Origin of the sequence: Flavobacterium agri, assembly GCF_013401995.1 — a bacterium.
Classification (GTDB): Bacteria; Bacteroidota; Bacteroidia; order Flavobacteriales; family Flavobacteriaceae; genus Flavobacterium; species Flavobacterium agri.
Genome location: NZ_JACBJI010000001.1, coordinates 776372 through 795902, shown reverse-complemented (window position 1 = coordinate 795902; position 19531 = coordinate 776372). Strand labels below are relative to the sequence as shown.

The 19531-nt window shown below is 47.0% G+C and carries 15 protein-coding genes and 3 tRNA genes; 5 read left to right on the top strand and 13 right to left on the bottom strand.

The window, feature by feature from the left end; genetic code table 11:
• Nucleotides 1–256 precede the first annotated feature (256 nt).
• Nucleotides 257–1246: a carboxylesterase family protein gene (locus HZF10_RS03765; RefSeq protein ID WP_176004838.1), complete on the top strand. Its 990-nt coding sequence runs from the start codon at nucleotides 257–259 to the stop codon at nucleotides 1244–1246.
• Here the strand turns inward: HZF10_RS03765 and HZF10_RS03760 are convergent.
• The 3 genes from HZF10_RS03760 to HZF10_RS03750 all read right to left on the bottom strand — a co-directional run bounded on the left by HZF10_RS03760 (nucleotide 1243) and on the right by HZF10_RS03750 (nucleotide 5884).
• Nucleotides 1243–1755, bottom strand: a complete 513-nt coding sequence (locus HZF10_RS03760; RefSeq protein WP_176004837.1) for a DUF421 domain-containing protein — start codon at nucleotides 1753–1755, stop codon at nucleotides 1243–1245. The two genes, HZF10_RS03765 and HZF10_RS03760, sit on opposite strands and share 4 nt — an antisense overlap.
• A 4-nt stretch (nucleotides 1756–1759) precedes the next feature.
• Nucleotides 1760–3139, bottom strand: coding sequence for a 30S ribosomal protein S6--L-glutamate ligase (gene rimK / locus HZF10_RS03755; RefSeq protein ID WP_176004836.1), 1380 nt, complete (start codon nucleotides 3137–3139; stop codon nucleotides 1760–1762).
• A 198-nt stretch (nucleotides 3140–3337) separates the two neighbouring features.
• Nucleotides 3338–5884 (bottom strand): ATP-dependent Clp protease ATP-binding subunit, encoded by a 2547-nt coding sequence (locus HZF10_RS03750; RefSeq protein WP_176004835.1) that lies wholly within the window; start codon nucleotides 5882–5884, stop codon nucleotides 3338–3340.
• 260 nt (nucleotides 5885–6144) lie between these two features.
• Here HZF10_RS03750 and gyrA point away from each other — a divergent pair, with 260 nt between their 5' ends.
• Together gyrA and HZF10_RS03740 are read left to right on the top strand one after the other, a co-directional pair.
• Nucleotides 6145–8703 (top strand): DNA gyrase subunit A, encoded by a 2559-nt coding sequence (gyrA, locus tag HZF10_RS03745; protein ID WP_176004834.1) that lies wholly within the window; start codon nucleotides 6145–6147, stop codon nucleotides 8701–8703.
• A gap of 14 nt (nucleotides 8704–8717) precedes the next feature.
• Complete coding sequence (locus HZF10_RS03740) at nucleotides 8718–10016, top strand: tetratricopeptide repeat protein (protein WP_176004833.1); 1299 nt, start codon at nucleotides 8718–8720, stop codon at nucleotides 10014–10016.
• A gap of 48 nt (nucleotides 10017–10064) precedes the next feature.
• Here the strand turns inward: HZF10_RS03740 and HZF10_RS03735 are convergent, their stop codons facing one another.
• On the bottom strand, nucleotides 10065–10826 hold the full coding sequence (locus HZF10_RS03735) for a C40 family peptidase (RefSeq protein WP_176004832.1): 762 nt from the start codon (nucleotides 10824–10826) through the stop codon (nucleotides 10065–10067).
• 215 nt (nucleotides 10827–11041) lie between these two features.
• On the bottom strand, nucleotides 11042–12220 hold the full coding sequence (locus HZF10_RS03730; protein ID WP_317171588.1) for an acetyl-CoA C-acyltransferase: 1179 nt from the start codon (nucleotides 12218–12220) through the stop codon (nucleotides 11042–11044).
• Between the two features lie 269 nt (nucleotides 12221–12489).
• On the opposite strand from HZF10_RS03730, the gene HZF10_RS03725 reads away from it, so the two are divergent.
• A tRNA-Arg gene (locus HZF10_RS03725) sits at nucleotides 12490–12563 on the top strand.
• A 464-nt stretch (nucleotides 12564–13027) separates the two neighbouring features.
• Here the strand turns inward: HZF10_RS03725 and HZF10_RS03720 are convergent.
• Nucleotides 13028–13102: transfer RNA gene (locus tag HZF10_RS03720), tRNA-Pro, on the bottom strand.
• Nucleotides 13103–13143: 41 nt separating this feature from the next.
• A tRNA-Ser gene (locus HZF10_RS03715) sits at nucleotides 13144–13227 on the bottom strand.
• 189 nt (nucleotides 13228–13416) lie between these two features.
• Here HZF10_RS03715 and ddpX point away from each other — a divergent pair.
• Entirely contained in the window at nucleotides 13417–14145 is a 729-nt protein-coding gene (gene ddpX / locus HZF10_RS03710) for a D-alanyl-D-alanine dipeptidase (RefSeq protein WP_176004830.1), read from the top strand.
• Here ddpX and HZF10_RS03705 read toward each other — a convergent pair.
• From HZF10_RS03705 to tsaD, 6 genes are all read right to left on the bottom strand, one after another.
• Nucleotides 14142–14711: a hypothetical protein gene (locus HZF10_RS03705; protein ID WP_176004829.1), complete on the bottom strand. Its 570-nt coding sequence runs from the start codon at nucleotides 14709–14711 to the stop codon at nucleotides 14142–14144. The genes ddpX and HZF10_RS03705 overlap by 4 nt on opposite strands.
• 4 nt (nucleotides 14712–14715) lie before the next feature.
• On the bottom strand, nucleotides 14716–15897 hold the full coding sequence (locus HZF10_RS03700) for a THUMP-like domain-containing protein (RefSeq protein ID WP_176004828.1): 1182 nt from the start codon (nucleotides 15895–15897) through the stop codon (nucleotides 14716–14718).
• Between the two features lie 2 nt (nucleotides 15898–15899).
• Nucleotides 15900–16988, bottom strand: coding sequence for an AI-2E family transporter (locus HZF10_RS03695; RefSeq protein WP_176004827.1), 1089 nt, complete (start codon nucleotides 16986–16988; stop codon nucleotides 15900–15902).
• A 1-nt stretch (nucleotide 16989) separates the two neighbouring features.
• Nucleotides 16990–17634, bottom strand: coding sequence for a DUF4159 domain-containing protein (locus HZF10_RS03690; RefSeq protein WP_176004826.1), 645 nt, complete (start codon nucleotides 17632–17634; stop codon nucleotides 16990–16992).
• A gap of 85 nt (nucleotides 17635–17719) precedes the next feature.
• The gene (locus tag HZF10_RS03685) at nucleotides 17720–18427 is read right to left on the bottom strand and encodes a 16S rRNA (uracil(1498)-N(3))-methyltransferase (RefSeq protein ID WP_176004825.1); all 708 of its coding nucleotides are present in this window, start codon (nucleotides 18425–18427) and stop codon (nucleotides 17720–17722) included.
• Nucleotides 18427–19449, bottom strand: a complete 1023-nt coding sequence (gene tsaD, locus HZF10_RS03680; RefSeq protein ID WP_176004824.1) for a tRNA (adenosine(37)-N6)-threonylcarbamoyltransferase complex transferase subunit TsaD — start codon at nucleotides 19447–19449, stop codon at nucleotides 18427–18429. The genes HZF10_RS03685 and tsaD overlap by 1 nt, the downstream gene beginning before the upstream one ends.
• Nucleotides 19450–19531 lie beyond the last annotated feature (82 nt).

Here is a 19531-nt window from a genome sequence, read left to right as displayed (position 1 = left end):
CGGAATTCGAAAATCTCACCCAAGGGGAATCATCCGGAGAATTTAAGCAGGAGGAATGCCACGAAAAGAGGCATTTTCCTAAGCACTATGGAATAGGTAGGTACAGGTCGTTTTCGAACCACTCATCGGCGAGCGACCAACCGCACACGAACACAGGATGGTAATTTTTGAACTTTTAGACCTGCTTCACGGCAGGTTTTTTATTGCTGTAACATTTGGGTGGAACGCAACGTCTTTTTTGTCATAACTTGACAAAATGAAAAAATCGTTGCTTGCTTTGTGCTTTCTGTTCGCGCTTTCGGTTTTTGCGCAGCAGACATCGGAAAAATTCGTGCTTGAAACCAAATACCTGTTGTATTTGCCCGACGGATACGATTCGGATAAGAACAGAAACTGGCCGCTTATGATCTTTCTTCACGGGTCGGGCGAAAGTGGTGACGACCTCAATAAAGTCAAGGTGAACGGCCCGCCCAAACTCATCGATCAGGGAAAGAAGTTCCCTATGATCGTCGTTTCGCCCCAGGCGCCGCAGGCCGAAGGTTTCAAACCCGACATCATCAGGAAGATGCTCAACGATCTCAAGTCGAAATACCGCATCGACACCGACCGAATTTATTTGACGGGTTTAAGCATGGGCGGATACGGCACTTGGAAAATCGCCCAGGAATTTCCCGAGGAATTTGCAGCAATCGCTCCGGTGTGCGGCGGTGGCGACCCGTCGATGAATTATCGTTTGCGGCACATTCCGGTTTGGTGTTTTCACGGAGCGAAAGACGATGTGGTGCTTCCGTCCGAATCCCAAGTGATGATCGATTCGCTCGAAAAATACAGCAAAGACGTAAAATTTACGTTGTATCCCGAGGCCAATCACAACAGTTGGGACGCGACATACAGCAACGACAGTGTGTATGATTGGATGCTTTCCCAAACGAAGTTCAAGTTCAAGCGCGTGGCGTTACCCGTTTCTGATCTGCAGAAATATGTGGGAACGTACACCACGACAAGCGGAAGCCAGGATATTACGATTTTGGTCGAAAACGATAAGCTGATGATTTACGGAGGCAACAATCCGAACGAAAAAATCGAGTTTATACCGGCATCCGAAACGACATTTTATCTTTTTGAAGGCTCGAGCGTCGAATTCAGGTTTACTCCCGATAAAAAAGGCAGATTCAATACTTTCCTGTTTTACGACAGCGACAAAATCAGAAATTACAAACGGCAGAAATCCGATAAGAAAAATTAGACCGATACGATGTTTTTGCGGTTTCGTCGGCGTTTGTAATGGGTTTGCTTCAACGTGTTTTCTCCCGAAATGATACTGATGTTGCCGTCTGGCTCGAGCATCGCGAGTTTCACGTCCGAATAATGTTCGACGCCGTGTTCGCGCATCGCTTCGCCCAATTCTTCGGCGCTTATGTCGAGCTTGGCCAACATCTTGAAATCGGGTTTCCCGTTGTGGACAAGGATTTCGGGCTTGTCGATAAGCAGGTTTCCGAAAAACATCGATCGCGACGACAGTTTTTTTACGATAAAATTGATCGCGAATAATACCGTAGCCGCGGCGATTCCGCCCCAAAGTGAAGTGTCCGGCCCGACCATGGCATTCTGGACCGAATTGCTGATGAGTAAAATCAGGATAACGTCGAACGTATTGAGCTGCGAGAGTTCTTTTTTGCCGAAAATACGCAGTGCCACGACCATGAACACATACACGGCCGTGCTTCTCAATACGATATCGACGTACGGATTCATCGTTTTACGAAGTTTTCTGCAATTTAAAATTCTTTTCGATGGCTTTGATCATTTCGCCCGCGACATCTTTATTCGTAGCGCCTTCTATGCCTTCGAGTCCCGGAGATGAGTTCACTTCGAGCAAAAGCGGGCCTTTGGACGAGCGGATGATATCGACACCTGCCACTTTCAAATCCATCGCTTTGGCCGCTTTTATCGCAATCCTTTTTTCTTCCTGCGTTGGTTTTATGATCGATGCCGTGCCGCCAAGATGGATATTCGCGCGGAATTCGCCAGGTAAGGCTTCCCTTTGGATAGCGGCTACTACTTTTCCGTCGATCACGAAACAACGGATGTCTTTTCCGTCGGCTTCCTTGATGAATTCCTGTACGAGAATGTTCGCATTGAGGCTTTTGAACGCGTTGATCACCGATTCGGCCGCTTTCTTGGTTTCGGCGAGAACGACGCCTTTTCCTTGCGTGCCTTCGAGCAGTTTTACGATAAGCGGCGTGCCTCCGACCATCTTGATCAAATCGTCCGTATCGAGAGGCGAATTCGCGAATCCTGTCGTCGGGATGTCGACGCCGTGATTGAGCAGCAATTGGAGCGAATACAATTTGTCGCGCGATTGTGTAATGGCTTTCGATGAATTGAGACAGAATACTTTAAGTGCTTCGAATTGACGTGTCAGTGCACATCCGTAAAACGTGATACTTGGACGAATTCTCGGGATGATCGCATCGAAATCGTTAAGGATTTTCCCGCCTCTGTAATGGATTTCGGGATTGTGTCCGTCGAGTTTCATATAGCATTCCTTGATGTTGAGGAAGTGCATGTCGTGCCCGCGGCTTTCTCCGGCTTCCATGATGCGTTTGTTGCTGTAAAGCTCCGGATTGCTTGCCAACAATCCGATGCGCAATCCGCTTTTGGCTTGAATGGCGTCGCGGTAGACGGTTTTGAGTTCTTCGGAAGTCGGTTGTCCCAATAGGTAAGATTGACTCGGATCGACGAGCATGCGCCCGATCATCGCCTCTCGTCCTAACAACATGCGGAATCCCATGGAATCGCGATTGGTGAGTGTCATCTCGATCGGCCAGGTTTGGTTGTCGAAACATATATCGGTCGAAATTACATAGCGCTGTTCTTTGTAGCCGCTCGAGCTTTTGACGATGCGTCTTCCGACGAGACGCGCCTCGCAATGCAATACCGTTTTTACGTTTTTTTGGATCGGATTCACGTCGAAACGCACCCAGTTTTCTTCGTCTTTGCGGAATGGGGCGATGTTGATTGCGTGAAGTGCCGATGTTTTCGCGCCCGAATCGACGCGAGCTTTTATTTTAGGAATTCCGAGAGCAGGGAAGGAGCACCATTCCTCGCTTCCGATGACGACTTTTTGGTCTTGCATTGGGGTTGTATTTGGATTCAAATGTAAAAGATTTGACTTTGAGCTGCGAATGTTTTTTGGGAATTTTATGAGTAGTTTTTGACCACGAATAACACGAATTTCACTAGTCAACAATTGGTGAAATTCGTGTTATTCGCAGCTAAAAAAATAAAACCCGCCTAATTTAGACGGGTTTCAATATCAAATAATTGTTATCAATCAATTCGTAGGCTCTTGGGCTTTCTGGACGGTGACGGTCAATTCGTCCGAGGCTTCGTCTTCGATATCCATGAAGATTTCGTCTCCGGCCCCGATTTTAGACGAGATGATCTCTTCGGCAAGCGCATCCTCGACATATTTCTGGATAGCGCGTTTTAGCGGACGCGCACCGAACTGCTTGTCGAAGCCTTTGTCGGCGATGAACGCTTTGGCCTTATCGGAAAGGCGCAACGTGTAACCAAGATCTGCGATACGCGCGTACAATTTCTTGAGCTCGATCTCGATGATTTGGTCAATGTGTTCCTTATCAAGAGGGTTGAACACGATAACGTCGTCGATACGGTTCAAAAACTCAGGAGCAAATGCTTTTTTGAGTGCATTCTCGATAACCGATTTGGCATGCTCGTCGGCTTGGTTGACTTTTGCCGACGTACCGAATCCGACACCTTGTCCGAAATCTTTCAACTGGCGTGCGCCGATGTTCGACGTCATGATGATGATCGTGTTCTTGAAATCGATCTTGCGCCCGAGCGAATCGGTCAAATAACCGTCGTCGAGCACCTGAAGCATCATGTTGAATACGTCAGGGTGCGCTTTTTCGATCTCGTCGAGAAGCACCACGCAATACGGTTTGCGGCGTACTTTTTCGGTCAATTGTCCGCCTTCTTCGTATCCGACGTATCCCGGAGGCGCTCCGACCAAACGCGAAATCGCGAATTTTTCCATGTATTCGCTCATGTCGATTCGAACCAAAGCGTCTTCGGAATCGAACAATTCACGGGCGAGCACTTTCGCCAATTGCGTTTTACCGACACCGGTTTGTCCAAGGAAAATAAACGATCCGATCGGACGGTTCGGGTCTTTCAATCCGGCGCGGTTACGCTGGATCGATTTGGCGATTTTGGCGACGGCTTCGTTCTGTCCGATGACCTTGTCTTTGATCAGATCGGGTAGTTTCGCAAGCTTGTTGCTTTCGGTCTGTGCGATCCTGTTTACGGGAATTCCGGTCATCATCGATACGACGTCGGCCACGTTATCTTCGGTAACGACGATACGGTTGCTTTTAGAATCTTCTTCCCATTGCTCTTGGGCGATGGCAAGGTCTTTCTCGAGGCGTTTCTCGTCGTCGCGCAATTTGGCCGCTTCTTCGTATTTCTGTTTTTTGACCACCGAATTCTTCAACTCACGTACTTCTTCCAACTGGCGTTCCAATTCAAGGATTTGTTTCGGAACGTCGATATTGGTGATGTGTACGCGTGAACCGGCTTCGTCCATGGCGTCGATGGCCTTGTCCGGAAGGAAACGCTCAGACATGTATCGGTTTGTCAACTTCACGCAAGCTTCTACCGCTTCTGGCGTGTAGGTTACGTTATGGTGATCTTCGTATTTGTTCTTGATATTGTTCAGAATCGTAATCGTCTCTTCAACCGAAGTCGGTTCTACGATCACTTTCTGGAAACGACGCTCAAGCGCACCGTCTTTCTCGATATATTGACGGTATTCGTCCAAAGTCGTAGCGCCGATGCATTGGATTTCGCCACGCGCCAAAGCGGGTTTGAACATGTTTGAAGCGTCGAGTGAGCCGGTAGCTCCGCCCGCACCGACAATGGTGTGGATCTCGTCGATGAACAAAATGATGTCGTCGTTTTTCTCGAGTTCGTTCATTACCGCTTTCATACGCTCCTCGAACTGGCCGCGGTATTTAGTACCTGCGACAAGGCTTGCCAAATCCAGCGTCACGACTCTTTTGTTGAAAAGGATGCGCGATACTTTCTTTTGGATGATGCGCAAGGCCAAACCTTCTGCAATCGCCGATTTACCCACTCCGGGCTCACCGATCAAAAGCGGATTGTTTTTCTTGCGTCGGCTCAAGATTTGCGACACGCGCTCGATTTCCTTTTCGCGTCCTACGACCGGATCGAGTTTGCCTTCTTCGGCCATTTCGGTCAAGTCGCGTCCGAAATTATCGAGTACAGGCGTTTTCGATTTCTTGTTCGATTTGCTTTGCGGGTTGTTGAAACTGCCTTCTTTCAGGCTGTCATCTTGTCCGGGATCGTCGTTGTACGACTCGTTCCTCGGAAGGTTTTCCATGAATTCTTCTTCGTTTGGCGTCATATTCAGGTATTGTTCTTTGGCTGCGTCATAATCGATTTTGAGTTTATTCAGCAGTTTGGTTGTAGGATCGTTTTCGTTTCTCAAAATGCACAACAGCAAATGTGCCGTGCTTATAGACGTGCTCTGGAAAACTTTGGCCTCGAGGAAAGTGGTTTTCAAGGCGCGCTCCGCCTGACGCGTCAGGTGAAGGTTTTTCTTTTCGTTGCTCATGTCTACGTTGGGATTCGCCGGGCTCAGGATTTCTACTTTGCGGCGCAGGTGTTCAAGATCGACCGACAGGTTGTTCAGTATCGTGATCGCCTTTCCGTTTCCGTCCCTGAGAATGCCCAGCATAAGATGTTCCGTGCCAATGAAGTCATGCCCCAAACGAAGCGCTTCTTCCTTGCTGTAGGTTATTACATCTTTGACTCTTGGTGAAAAATTATCATCCATAGTATGCGGGATTCGGTATATAAAGTTAAGGATTACGGACGCCGATTGCAAAAACCGTTCCCAGCCCAAATCCAATCACAGCTAAGTGACAAAAAATATAGCAATAATCGAGTTAAACAACTACTAATTTATCAACCTTGAATTCTTTGAAATTGTTAATAAAATAAGGGGAAAATTAGGTGTGGCGTGTCCCGAAAACTCCTACGGAAACGTTATATTAGCGGGATTTTAATACTAAGGTAAATTTTAACAAACGGAATATGTCAGACGGATCAAAATTAATCCCGATCAACATTGAAGATGAAATGAAGACGGCCTATATCGACTATTCGATGTCGGTCATTGTGTCACGTGCACTGCCAGATGTGCGTGACGGATTAAAACCCGTACACCGCCGTGTGCTTTTCGGAATGTACGAGTTGGGCGTCTTGTCTAATCGCGCCCACAAGAAATCAGCGAGAATCGTAGGAGAGGTGTTGGGTAAATATCACCCGCACGGTGACTCTTCTGTATATGATACCATGGTACGTATGGCCCAGGAATGGAGCTTGCGCTATCTTTTGGTCGACGGCCAGGGTAACTTCGGGTCGATCGACGGCGACAGCCCTGCGGCGATGCGTTATACCGAAGCGCGCATGAAGAAGATTTCGGAAGAGATCTTGGCCGACATCGACAAGGAAACGGTCGATTTCCAGCTCAACTTCGACGACACGCTCGAGGAGCCGAAAGTCATGCCGACGCGTGTTCCCAATCTTCTGATAAACGGTGCTGCCGGTATTGCGGTAGGTATGGCCACGAACATGGCGCCACACAACCTCACCGAAGTCATCAACGGAACGCTTGCTTATATCGATAACGAAGAAATCGAGATCGACGAATTGATGAACCACATCAAAGCCCCGGATTTCCCGACGGGCGGTGTGATTTACGGATACGAAGGCGTTCGCGAGGCATTCAAGACCGGTCGCGGCCGGATCGTGATGCGCGCCAAAGCGAATTTCGAGGAAGTTGACGGACGCGAAGCCATCGTCGTGACCGAAATCCCGTATCAGGTCAACAAAGCCGAAATGATCAAAAAAACGGCCGACCTCGTAAACGAAAAGAAAATCGAAGGCATCTCGAACATCCGCGACGAATCGGACAGGACCGGAATGCGTATCGTATATATCCTCAAAAGAGAAGCCGTTCCGAACGTCGTTTTGAACACGCTTTACAAATACACCCAATTGCAGTCGTCTTTCAGCGTGAACAACATCGCGCTCGTTAACGGACGCCCGCAGTTGCTCAACCTCAAGGATCTTATCCATTATTTCGTCGAGCACCGTCACGATGTGGTGGTCCGCCGTACACAGTTCGAATTGCGCAAAGCCGAAGAACGCGCCCATATTTTGGAAGGTCTGATCATCGCTTCCGATAACATAGACGAAGTGATCCAGTTGATCCGTGCGTCGAAAGACGGAGATGAAGCGAGAGCGAAATTGATCGAACGCTTCAACCTGTCCGAAATCCAGGCACGCGCGATCGTCGAGATGCGTTTGCGCCAGTTGACAGGTCTTGAGCAGGATAAGTTGCGTGCGGAATACGAAGACATCATGAAGCTCATCCAACGCTTGAAGGATTTGCTCGCAAGCAAGGAACTCCGAATGGAACTCATCAAGCAGGAACTTGAAGAAATCCGCGACAAATACGGAGACGAAAGACGTTCTACGATAGAATATTCGGGCGGAGACGTAAGTATAGAAGACTTGATCGCCGATGAAAGCGTAGTCATCACGATTTCGCACGCGGGTTACATCAAACGTACGCCGCTTTCGGAATACAAAACCCAGAACAGAGGTGGAGTCGGACAAAAAGGCGTGGCGACGCGCGATGCCGATTTCCTTGAGCATCTGTATGTGGCGACGAACCACCAATACATGATGTTCTTCACCCAAAAAGGAAAATGTTACTGGATGCGCGTTTACGAAATTCCCGAAGGAAACAAGACGAGCAAAGGCCGTGCGATCCAAAACCTGATCAACATCGAGAACGACGACAAGGTCAAGGCATTCATCTGTACGCAGGATCTGAAGAATACCGAATACGTGAACAATCATTACGTGATCATGGTGACCAAGCAAGGTCAGGTCAAGAAAACGTCTTTGGAGCAATATTCACGTCCGAGAACAAACGGTGTCGCAGCGATTACCATCCGCGAAGACGACGAGCTGTTGGAAGCAAAATTGACAACCGGAAACAGCCAGGTTCTTGTTGCCGTGAAGTCTGGTAAACTCGTGCGTTTCGAAGAAGGGAAAACACGTCCGATGGGTCGTACAGCATCTGGAGTACGAGGCATCACGCTTGCCGACGACAAAGACGAAGTGATCGGAATGGTGACCGTGAACGATATGGAATCCGAAATTTTGGTCGTATCCGAAAACGGTTACGGAAAACGTTCGTCGCTCGAAGATTACCGTATCACAAACCGTGGCGGAAAAGGAGTGAAGACGCTCAACATCACCGACAAGACCGGAAAACTGGTTTCGATCAACAACGTGACCGATGCCGATGATTTGATGATCATCAACAAATCGGGATTGACGATCCGCATGGCCGTCGAGGATTTGCGCGTCATGGGGCGTGCCACTCAAGGTGTGCGCCTGATCAACATCAAAGGAAACGATTCCATCGCGGCCGTTACGAAAGTCATGAAGGAAGAAGAAGCCATCGATGTGGATGCCGAAACGGTTGAAGCAAACGGTCCGATTTCCGATGAAGATATCGCAAACGACGACCTTTCAGTGGAAACCGATGAAACCAACGACGAATCCCAAGAATAACAAACACAACTATTATGAAATTACGCAATTTAGCATTGGCCTCGATTCTGGCGGTATCGCTTTCGGCCAGCGCACAAAAGGATGAGCTTAAGACACTTAAGAAACTGTATGCCATCGAGCAGATGTCGGCAAAGGACATAAGCGAATACAAGGCAGCTTTGAATAAAGCGGAACCTTTGGTTTCGGAACCAGCAGATAAGGTATACTATAATTTTTACAAAGGAATGTTGCCGCTTCTTGAAATCGGTCTACAGGAAAATGCGTCTAATCCACAATTCGTGATGAATGCGTTATCGCCAGAAAGAGTAGATTTTTTGGCCAAGTCGTTGAACGCCACGCTCGACTACGAGAAAACGAACAAAAAGGTGTATACAGATGACATTAAGGAGACCGTTACCTCGTTCAGGCCGACTTTGTTGAATTACGCCGTCGGTTTAGGCAGTGCCGGAAAAAACAAGGAAGCTGCCAAAATCCTGCATTCTATTTACGAAATGGATAAAACCGATGTAGACGTGTTGTACTACGCGGCCAGCTATGCGGTGAACGGACAGGATTACGACAATGCAGTCTCGTATTACAAAGAACTGAATGCGGCTAAATACACGGGTGAGAAAACCGTATACACTGCCAAGAGCAAACTTAATGACAAGTACGAGAGTTTCAATTCTAAAGCGGAACGTGACCAGGCCGTAAAACTCGGAACGCACGTTTTGCCTAAAGAAGAGCAGGAACCGTCAAAGCAATCGGAAATTTATTCGAACCTGGTGCGTATCCTACTGCAACAAAAAAAGGATGAGGAAGCCAAAAAGGCATTGGCCGAAGGTATGGCGATCCTGCCTAACGATGCCACACTCAAAACGCTCCAGTCTGAAATGGTCTTGAGCAGTGCGAATTACGAAGACTATAAAAAAGTGGCCAACACAAGTGATCCGAATGCTACTTACAACCTTGGCGTTTTGGCGTTCCAAGAGAAAAAAATGGCCGAAGCCGAAAAGCATTTCGACGAAACCATCAAACTCGACCCGAACTATACCAATGCTTACGTGAACCTTTCGGCGGTAAAACTCGCAGCCGACAAGCCGTTGACCGAGCAAATGAATAAATTGGGAACATCTGCGGCCGACAACAAAAAATACGACCAGCTTAAAGCCCAGCGTATCGCGCTTTTCAAATCGGTATTGCCGTATCTTGAAAAAGCCCACGAGCTTGCTCCAGAAGACGGCAATGTAGTGACCAACCTATTGAGCGTTTACGGTTATCTTGAAATGACCGATAAGTACAAGGCGCTAAAAGCCAAGCAACAAGGTAAATAAGTTTGCAAAACTCAATAAAAAACCCGGATTCGCGTCCGGGTTTTTGTTTTATATGTATTTCTTGATTACCCTTAATTTATGGGTATGGCGATTGGTTTCCGCGTTGTAGATTCCCAAATGGTCAAGTCTGTCTATCCTGACTTTTCCGCTTGCGTGGATGATGTAATTGTTCTCCATGATCAAACCCACGTGAATGATATTGCCTTCCTCATTGTCGAAAAACGCTAAATCACCAGGCTCGCTTTCTTCTATAAAACTCAAAGGTTCGCCCTCCAAAGCCTGTTGAGACGCGTCTCTCGGCAACTGATAACCGTTGAGTTTGTACACCATTTGCGTTAGTCCCGAACAATCAATCCCGAAAGGGGTTTTTCCGCCCCATAAATACGGAGCGTTGAGATACATGAAAGCCGTCGGGATCAAATTCGATTTCGGACGGATTCCCGAAACCTTCAAACCTTCAAAATCAAACTGCTGCGTATTGATTTCTTCCGAATTCAAAAACGAAAGCGAAGCCCCGAGAGGAATCGGCATCAGCAAATTGTTCGCACCCGTCACGTATTCGATCAGATCCGAATTCAACACGATCGCCGTATCCGACAAAAGTTTGTAATCGGCCTGCGAAATCTTTTGGTATTGTTTCGTATCGATCCAACCTTCGTAAGAATCGTAAGCCAACTTGATGCGCGTCCAGTTGTTTTTGGTCTCGAGCACTTCGAAATGCTCGCCAAAAAGCACTTGTGACACAATTTCGCTGCGATCGCTGTTTTCAGCTCGCAAAGGAATGATGGCTAGATTACAGATTCCGAACATTAAATGTTGTTTGTTAGTAGGAGCTTTTTCCTGCTATTCGCTGCTAGCTTTCTTAAAAAATACGGTTTTGCAAAAGTCGCTTCCGGCTTCCGTTGGTCGCCGTCACCGTCTTGCAAAACCAGTACTTTTTTTCAAAAGGCTATCCGCTGCTATCAGGGCTAGGGTTCGCTACAAAAATACGAACTCAGTCCAAATCAAAAAAGCGATTCGCCCAATTATGCTCTTTCGAGGACGATTGCCGAAGCACCGCCGCCTCCGTTACAGATCGCAGCCGCTCCGATTTTGGCGTTGTTCTGTTCCAAAACGTTGAGCAAAGTCACGATGATACGCGCTCCGGACGCACCTAGCGGGTGACCCAAAGAGACCGCGCCTCCGTTTACGTTTACTTTATCTGCAGGCAATCCGAGGATTTTTGCGTTCGCCAATCCGACAACAGAGAACGCCTCATTGAATTCGAAGAAATCGACGTCGTCTTTAGAAATTCCGGCTTTGTCCAATGCTTTCGGAAGCGCTTTTGCCGGAGAAGTAGTGAACCATTTCGGCTCTTGTTCGGCATCCGCATAGCCTTTGATGTAGGCAAGCGGTTTCAATCCGAGTTCTTTGGCTTTGTCTTCGCTCATCAACACCAAAGCGGCGGCTCCGTCGTTGATTGTAGAGGCGTTTGCGGCCGTAACCGTTCCTTCTTTTGTAAACGCAGGGTTCAATGCCGGTATTTTGTCGAGTTTTACGTTTGTGTATTCCTCGTCTTTGGCAACCACTACAGGTTCTCCACGTCTTTGGGGAACGGCAACCGGTACGACCTCGTTGTCGAATTTCCCGGCATCCCAAGCCTTGGCCGAACGCTCGTATGATTGAATTGCGAAAGCATCTTGCTCTTCACGTGAAAAGTTGTATTCCTTGGCGCATGCATCGGCGAAGACACCCATGGCGTTGTTGTCGTAAGCGTCGCTAAGACCGTCTCTCTGCAATCCGTCGATAAGATTCGCGCCCCCGAACTTCACGCCAGTCCTCATCTGGACGTAATGCGGGATCATGCTCATGTTCTCCATTCCGCCGGCAACGACGATTTCTGCATCGCCAAGCTGTATGGCCTGCGCGCCTTGCATAACGGCTTTCATACCCGAGGCGCATACTTTATTTACGGTAGTCGTTATTACGGAATTCGGCAAACCGGCACCCAATGCGGCCTGACGCGCGGGAGCTTGTCCTACGCCAGCCTGTACGACGTTACCCATAAGGACTTCGTCGACCATTTCAGGTTTGAGGTTTATCTTGTCCAAAGCGCCTTTAATGGCAGCTGCGCCCAATTGTGGAGCGGCAACGGTAGATAAAGCACCCATAAAACTTCCTATCGGGGTTCTCACAGCCGATACGATAACTACTTTCTTCATGATGGTTTTTTTGTTTGTGTTGCGCGAATTTAGGGAATTTTCAAAATACTTGGGTTCAATTTATGTTTCTGTTAATAAGTTGTAATCAATTATCGGATTTATGGAAAATTTGCCAAATCGAGAATCGAAAAGCATTTTGAGTCAGAATAAGAAATTTCAGATATCAGATTCACAGCGCTTTAAGTTTTAAATGACAGGTATTGTCAAATTATTTTTATCTGTTATTGTCAAACCCGATAAACCTGACTATATTTGCACCGCTTTAAAACAAAGGTCGCATAGCTCAGCTGGATAGAGCACCTGCCTTCTAAGCAGGCGGTCGAAGGTTCGAATCCTTCTGCGATCACGAATGAATGCAAAAACCAAACAAAAAAGGCCCAAGCTTGCTTGAGGCCTTTTTTGTTTGGTTTTTGCATTCTCAGAGCGGAGCTCTGAAGGATGGCGCAAAGCGCAATCCTCGTGATTTGTAAATCCTTTAAAACTATAAACTTAAAAAAGATGTCGCGAAGCGACATCATCAAAACAAGCGGTCTCAATTCCCAAAAATGAGAATCTAAGATTAAGGATAAGTAATAGATTGGTGAGTTGAATAAATGCGGGCGGTGAGTTCTGCGATAAGAGTGCGTTAATTTAACAGGATTACGCTGCGCGTGATCCTGAGAGTGGGTGTCGACCCAAAGAAAATCCTTTACGCGATGCTGCGCATCGCACGGTCTTTTTTGTTTTATAGAAAAATAGCTCGAGCGAGCTCGGCCATTTTTCTACAAAACAAAAAATCCCTCCGCATTACATGCGGAAGGATTTTCTTTGTCGGGGTGGCAGGATTCGAACCTGCGACCTCCTGGTCCCAAACCAGGCGCGATGACCGGGCTACGCTACACCCCGAAATCCAGTAAGCAAAGCATTACTGAATATAATTTTAAAAGCGGAGAGACAGGGACTCGAACCCTGGCGACGATTGCTCGCCGACAGATTAGCAATCTGCTCCGTTACCACTCCGGCACCTCTCCTAAATGCAAAAGAACTTTTGGCTTTTTGCGGTTGCAAATGTAAACGTTCAATCGATATTTTACAAAATAATGACTTCTTTTTTTAAAAGTTTTTCAGGTGAGATTTTAAAGCGGTTAATTGTCAGTACTTAACATAAATTTTTCCGTTTCCTAAACTTTTGATTTTTCGCTATCTTGAACAAAAATCAAATGATGCCATCCGTAAAAGCCTTCGCATATCTTTTAATACTTGCTCTTTTTTGGAATTGCAAAAGCAAACAGCAACAACTCGAAGGAATCCAACCTTCGGGGGACATCATCGCTACATCCGATTTTCCTAAAACGGTTACGCCCAAAAAGAGCGAAAGACCAAAAGGCATGCCCGCCATTCCAGACACGACGTTTGTCGATCTCAAAAATTACAGCACCGATTTCGTTTACGACATCAAATACGCCACGACCGATAATTTCCTAAAAAGCCAAGTATACGAATGCCCCGAATGCTTCCTGCGTCTCAAGACCGTGCAGGCGTTGATGCAAGCCAATCAGGATTTCCTCAAATTGGGATTCCGCATCAAGATATTCGATTGCTATCGCCCGCTAGACATCCAGAAAAAAATGTGGAAAATCGTATCCAATCCCGATTATGTCGCCAATCCGGCAAAAGGATCGATACACAATAGAGGTGGAGCCGTAGACATCACACTGGTCGATTCAGCAGGAAAAGAACTCGACATGGGAACGGCTTTCGATCACTTCGGACCCGAAGCGGCTGTGGACTACGTCAATTTATCCGAAGAAGTCAAGAAAAACAGGAAGCTGTTGCAAACCGTAATGTCTGCGAATGGTTTTACCGTTTTGCGATCGGAATGGTGGCACTTCAACCTGAACGGGGCTTCAAACTACAAAATCTCGAATGAGAAATGGGACTGCCGCTAATTCATGATGCAATGCAATGCATCGACGAAATAGGTTTCAGGATGGTACGTAAGTCCGTCGGCTTCCGAGATCAGCTCGCTTTTGACAATGTAGTCAAGCGTTTCGGTACCATATCGGATGCGCATGAGGTTTACTGGCGATTTTTTGAGTTCCTCGTACGAATCTTTCATAAAGAGGAAAACGCCCGTTTGTATGCGGTTGTTGATGCCGGCTTGGTCGCGAACCATCGTTCCGCAGTTGTCGTTTCCGGCATAAACTAAAGTCACGACCTTTCCGTTTGCCAATTGCAGGTACATGCGTGAATTGCTGTCGAAACAGTTCGCCTTGATGAAATCGTTACTTTTGTAGATGAACGTCACGTTGAGCGCGGGCAAATCGTCGGTCTTTACCAAAGAGAAGAAAATCCGCGAAGAAGTCGCTCCGAATACCTTTTCGTAAAAAGCATATTCGCGTGTAGATTTATACGTCCCGAGGCTGTCTTTTACATTGGTGCTGAAGTCGCATGGTTTCTGGCAATACGCGAATGAAATCGACAACAGGGCGATCACGAGGGCAAAACGTTTCATCAAATCAAATTTTGGCGCAAAGTAAAACTATTTTGTCGTTTGGATAAGCGGTCGTGAAAAAAGAATAGGAATCGCCTCCGTCAAGCATCTTCCATTTCTGGCGCAGCTTTTCTACGGTTTCGGGGAAATTGCGCACCGAAACATTCGTCTTTTTGCCTTGAAGATGGGTTTTCATCGCGTTTTTGTCGTAATCCAAAACGGTTTGGATCTCAAAAATCCTTCCCGGAAAATCGTGAACTAGCGTTTCCGAAGTGTACAAATGCGAATGCTTGTGCAGTTTTGTGAGCCCGAATCGACGTCCGATCAAATCGAAAGCGCCCGATTTGTATATGGCGGTATTGGGCTCGTAAAGGTATTTTTTAGGAGTTCCGAATTCACTTTCCACATACATTTCGGAAATTAAAAATGAGAATTCCTGTGTGCTGTTCTTTAATAGGTTGACCGATTTGATTTGAAGCGATCCGATAAAATCTTTTCGGACTTCAAAAAGTAATTCCTTGACTTCGTTTTCGACAGCGACGATATGAATGGCCGAAACATGCGAGAGTTCTTTCAAACCTGCGGTTATATCTAAAAGCGGCGCCGTCTTTATGAGGATGTTGTCCGAAAAGGAAAAGTAGAAATCGAGAAGTTCGGGAACGTTCGGAAGGCAATCTGCCAAAAGGAAAACCTTTCCCTTGGTGTCGTTTCGGCGCGAAGGATCGATGTAAATCCAATCGAAACGCGTTTCGAGGTTTTTAAGGATTTCGGTACTGTCGCCGCTTTCACAAACAATGTTGTGGCGTTCGAGTCGCTTGAAATTGTGAGCCGCTATTTCAGATAATTCGGGATTCATTTCGCAATGCACGACCTGATTTACCTGTTTCGAAAAGTAAAAATCGTCCACGCCGAAACCGCCCGTCAGATCGATGAGTTTTTCACCCGAAACCAAGTGCGATTTATACTCGGCCGTTTTTTCGGAAGACGTCTGTTCTACGGAAATTTTCGAAGGATAAACGATTCCGCCCGTATTGAACCAACCCGGCAATTTGTCTTTGGCCTTGGCACGAGCCGAAATCTGGTTCAGCAATTCTTTATAATCGGCATCGGGAAACGGATTTTTGGCCAACGCGAGTTTTTTCACGTCCGAAAACGTATGGTCGGCAATCCATTTCTGGACATCGTCGCGAAGCAAATCCCGGTTCACGGCTAGATTTTTCGCGTTAGCAGTTGCACGATCTTGTTGTCCGGGAAGAATTCTTTCGCGATGACTTTGAGTATCGTATACATGGGCACGGCGATCACCATTCCCAAAATCCCGAAAAAGAAGCCGGCAGCGAGAATCACCAGGAAAATCTCAAGCGGATGAGAGTTGACGCTGTTCGAGAAAATCAGCGGGCCCGTGAGGTTATTGTCGATCAGTTGCACGATCCAGAATCCGAAAAGCACATAGATCGTCGTCGGCAATATCTCGCTTTGGAAATCGCTTCCCAAATTGCTGAGCATCGTGAGTACTGCGGCCAAAATCGAACCGATAAGCGGCCCGACGTACGGAATGATGTTCAAGACCGCGCACAAAAATGCGATGATGAGTGCGTTCTCGACACCGAAAATGAGCAGGACGACAAGGTATAGAACGAAAATGATCAACAGCTGCACGAGCAATCCGATGAAATAACGCGACAGTAAATAATCGATCTTGTCGAGCGAATTCAGGATTTTTTCCTTGTGGGTTTCCGGGAGGCTTACGCGGATGATGTTGGTGAACATCTGCCTGTCCTTCAAAAAGAAGAACGTGATGAAAAGCACCGAAGCCAATCCGACGCCGAAACTGCTGATCGTGCCCAAGACCATATTGAGGAAATTCGGGATGAAATTGAAGTTGATCTTCGAAGTCATGTTCGATTCCTTGAGCAATTTGGCCGAATCGATGTTATGGCTTTCGAGCCAATTGCTCGCCTGGTCGATTAATTGGATGACATTCTGTTCGATCGCCGCCGTGTTCAGAAGCGAGAGATTGTGTCCTTGTGAAGCGACCAGAGGCACGAACATCATGATGAATCCGAAAATGAATCCGACGAAAACCAGCAAAGTCGTAAGCACCGCGAAAATGTTGCGGAACTTGCACTTGTTCTTGAGGAATTTCACGATCGGCATTCCGATCAACGTCAGGATCAACGAAACCGCCAGATATACGATTACCGATTGCACGAGCCATAAAAAATACAAAACGAGTACGATCGCGACCAAAACGCCGACGGCTTTGAGGATTCCTTTGGCTAATGTGTTCGAAGTCATATCAGTTGCTGAAAACGTAATTGATGATATTGGCGCCCATTTTGAGCGCTTTTTCACGCACGTCGGCCGGGTCGTTGTGTACTTCAGGGTCTTCCCATCCGTCGCCAAGGTCGGTTTCGAACGTATACAGCAACGCGAGCCGTCCGTCTATAAAAATCCCGAACGCTTGCGGGCGCTTGCCGTCGTGTTCGTGTATTTTAGGGATTCCCGATGAAAACACGTTGGGTTTCTGGAAAATCGCGTGGTTTGCGGGCAATTCTACCAAAGCGTTGCTCGGGAAAATCCGTTTGATTTCACGACGGATGTATTCGTCCATGCCGTAATTGTCATCTATATGAAGAAATCCGCCACCTTCAAGGTAATTGCGCAGGTTCTGGATGTCGTTGTCGCTGAACACCACATTGCCGTGGCCGGTCATGTGTACGAACGGGTAGGAGAGCAGGTCGGGGCTTCCGGGTTCGACCGTTGCAGGTTTCGCCGTGATGCGCGTATTGAGTGTGCGGTTGCAATACTTGATCAGGTTCGGAAGCGAGGTTGGATTGGCGTACCAATCACCACCTCCGTTGTATTTCAAAAGCGCAATTTCCTGGGCATTTCCGTTGAAAACACTGACTATTAGAAAAAGGAAGATTAGTTTTTTAAACATTGTGTTTCCAATTATTTATTACCATTATTATTCAGAATGCGTTTTCCTGCCGAGTCTAATAAAAAATAACAATAAAGAATAAAAATTATAATTCATTTAATAGAATGACGGTATGGCAAGCCACTACAGCCGCGGTTTCCGTACGCAATCTAGTTTCGCCTAAAGATACGGGAATATAGCCGTCTGCAAGGGCGAGCGCAATTTCTTTTTCGGAAAAATCACCTTCGGGTCCGATCAGTATCGTCGCATCCACACCTTTTTGCAGTTCGCTTTTGAACGACTTCTTGTCGGTTTCCTCACAATGTGCGATGAATTTTTGCCCATCCGGTTTCGTTTTCAGGAATTCCTTGAACGTCATGGCTTCATTGAGTTTGGGAAGATGGTATTGGTTCGATTGTTTCATTGCCGACACCACGATTTTCTCGAAACGGTCGATTTTTACCTGAGTGCGTTCCGATCGGTCGCAGATGATGGGCGTGATTTCCGAAACACCGATTTCCGTAGCTTTTTCAAGAAACCATTCGTATCGGTCGTTCATTTTGGTTGGTGCGACGGCTAAGTGCAAATGGAATGGCAACGGTTGCGATTTTTCCTCAGACACGATTTTGACCGTGCATTTGTTGTCTGAAGCGAGCGTTATTTCGGTCTTGAATAAAGAACCTAAACCATTGGTCACGTAAACTTTGTCGCCCGTCGTTTTTCGCAATACTTTAACGATGTGGCGGCTTTCTTCCTTGTCGAAGATGAAGGTGTCGGTTTGGGCGTTTATTTCGGGAGTGTAGAACAGTTGCATCAGAATTCGATTCTTGCTTTCGATACGACCGACGCATCTTCAAAATCGCCGTCGAGGAATTTGTAATAACCCGCGATGCCGATCATTCCGGCGTTGTCTGTCGTGTATTCGAATTTAGGGATGAACGTCTTCCAGCCCAAATCGGTTTCGGCGTCTTTCATCGCTTTGCGGATTCCGGAATTGGCCGAAACACCTCCGCCAATGGCCACTTGTTTGATTCCGGTTTGTTCGACGGCCAGTTTCATCTTGTCCATCAAAATCTCGATGATCGTATGCTGGATGGACGCACAGATGTCGTCGCGGTTTTCCTCGATAAAATTCGGATTTGCCGCTTTGTTATTTTGGATGAAGTATAAAATCGCGGTCTTCAATCCCGAAAAACTGAAGTCGAGACCCGGAACTTTGGGTTTGGTGAAACTAAAAGCCTTCGGATTGCCGATTTGCGCATATTTGTCTACAAGCGGCCCGCCCGGATACGGAAGTCCTAGGATTTTCGCACTTTTGTCGAACGCTTCTCCAACCGCATCGTCTGTAGTTTCGCCTATGATTTCCATATCGAAAAACGAATTCACCTTGACGATTTGCGTGTGTCCGCCCGAAATGGTGAGCGCAAGGAACGGGAATTCGGGTTTGTCGAATCCTTGCTCGTCTATGAAATGCGCCAAAATATGGGCTTGCATGTGATTGATCGCGATAAGCGGTACATCGAGTGCGAGTGCCAACGATTTGGCGAACGAACTTCCGACGAGAAGCGAACCCATCAATCCCGGACCTTGCGTAAATGCGATTGCCGAAAGCTGTTTGCGGTCTATGTTGGCGCGTTTCAACGCCGTATCGATTACGGGCACGATATTCTGTTGATGGGCGCGCGAAGCCAATTCGGGTACGACGCCTCCATATTCGTTGTGTATCGACTGGTTCGCCACAACATTAGACAATACCTTGTCGTTATGCAATACGGCGGCTGCGGTGTCGTCGCACGAACTTTCTATCGACAGGATAAATACATCCTTTTGGCTCATAAAATGGCACTTTTTTTGAGTTATCTTTGGGCAGAGTTAAAAAGGCAAAATTAAAACATTAACGGGTATCAAAAAATTTAAA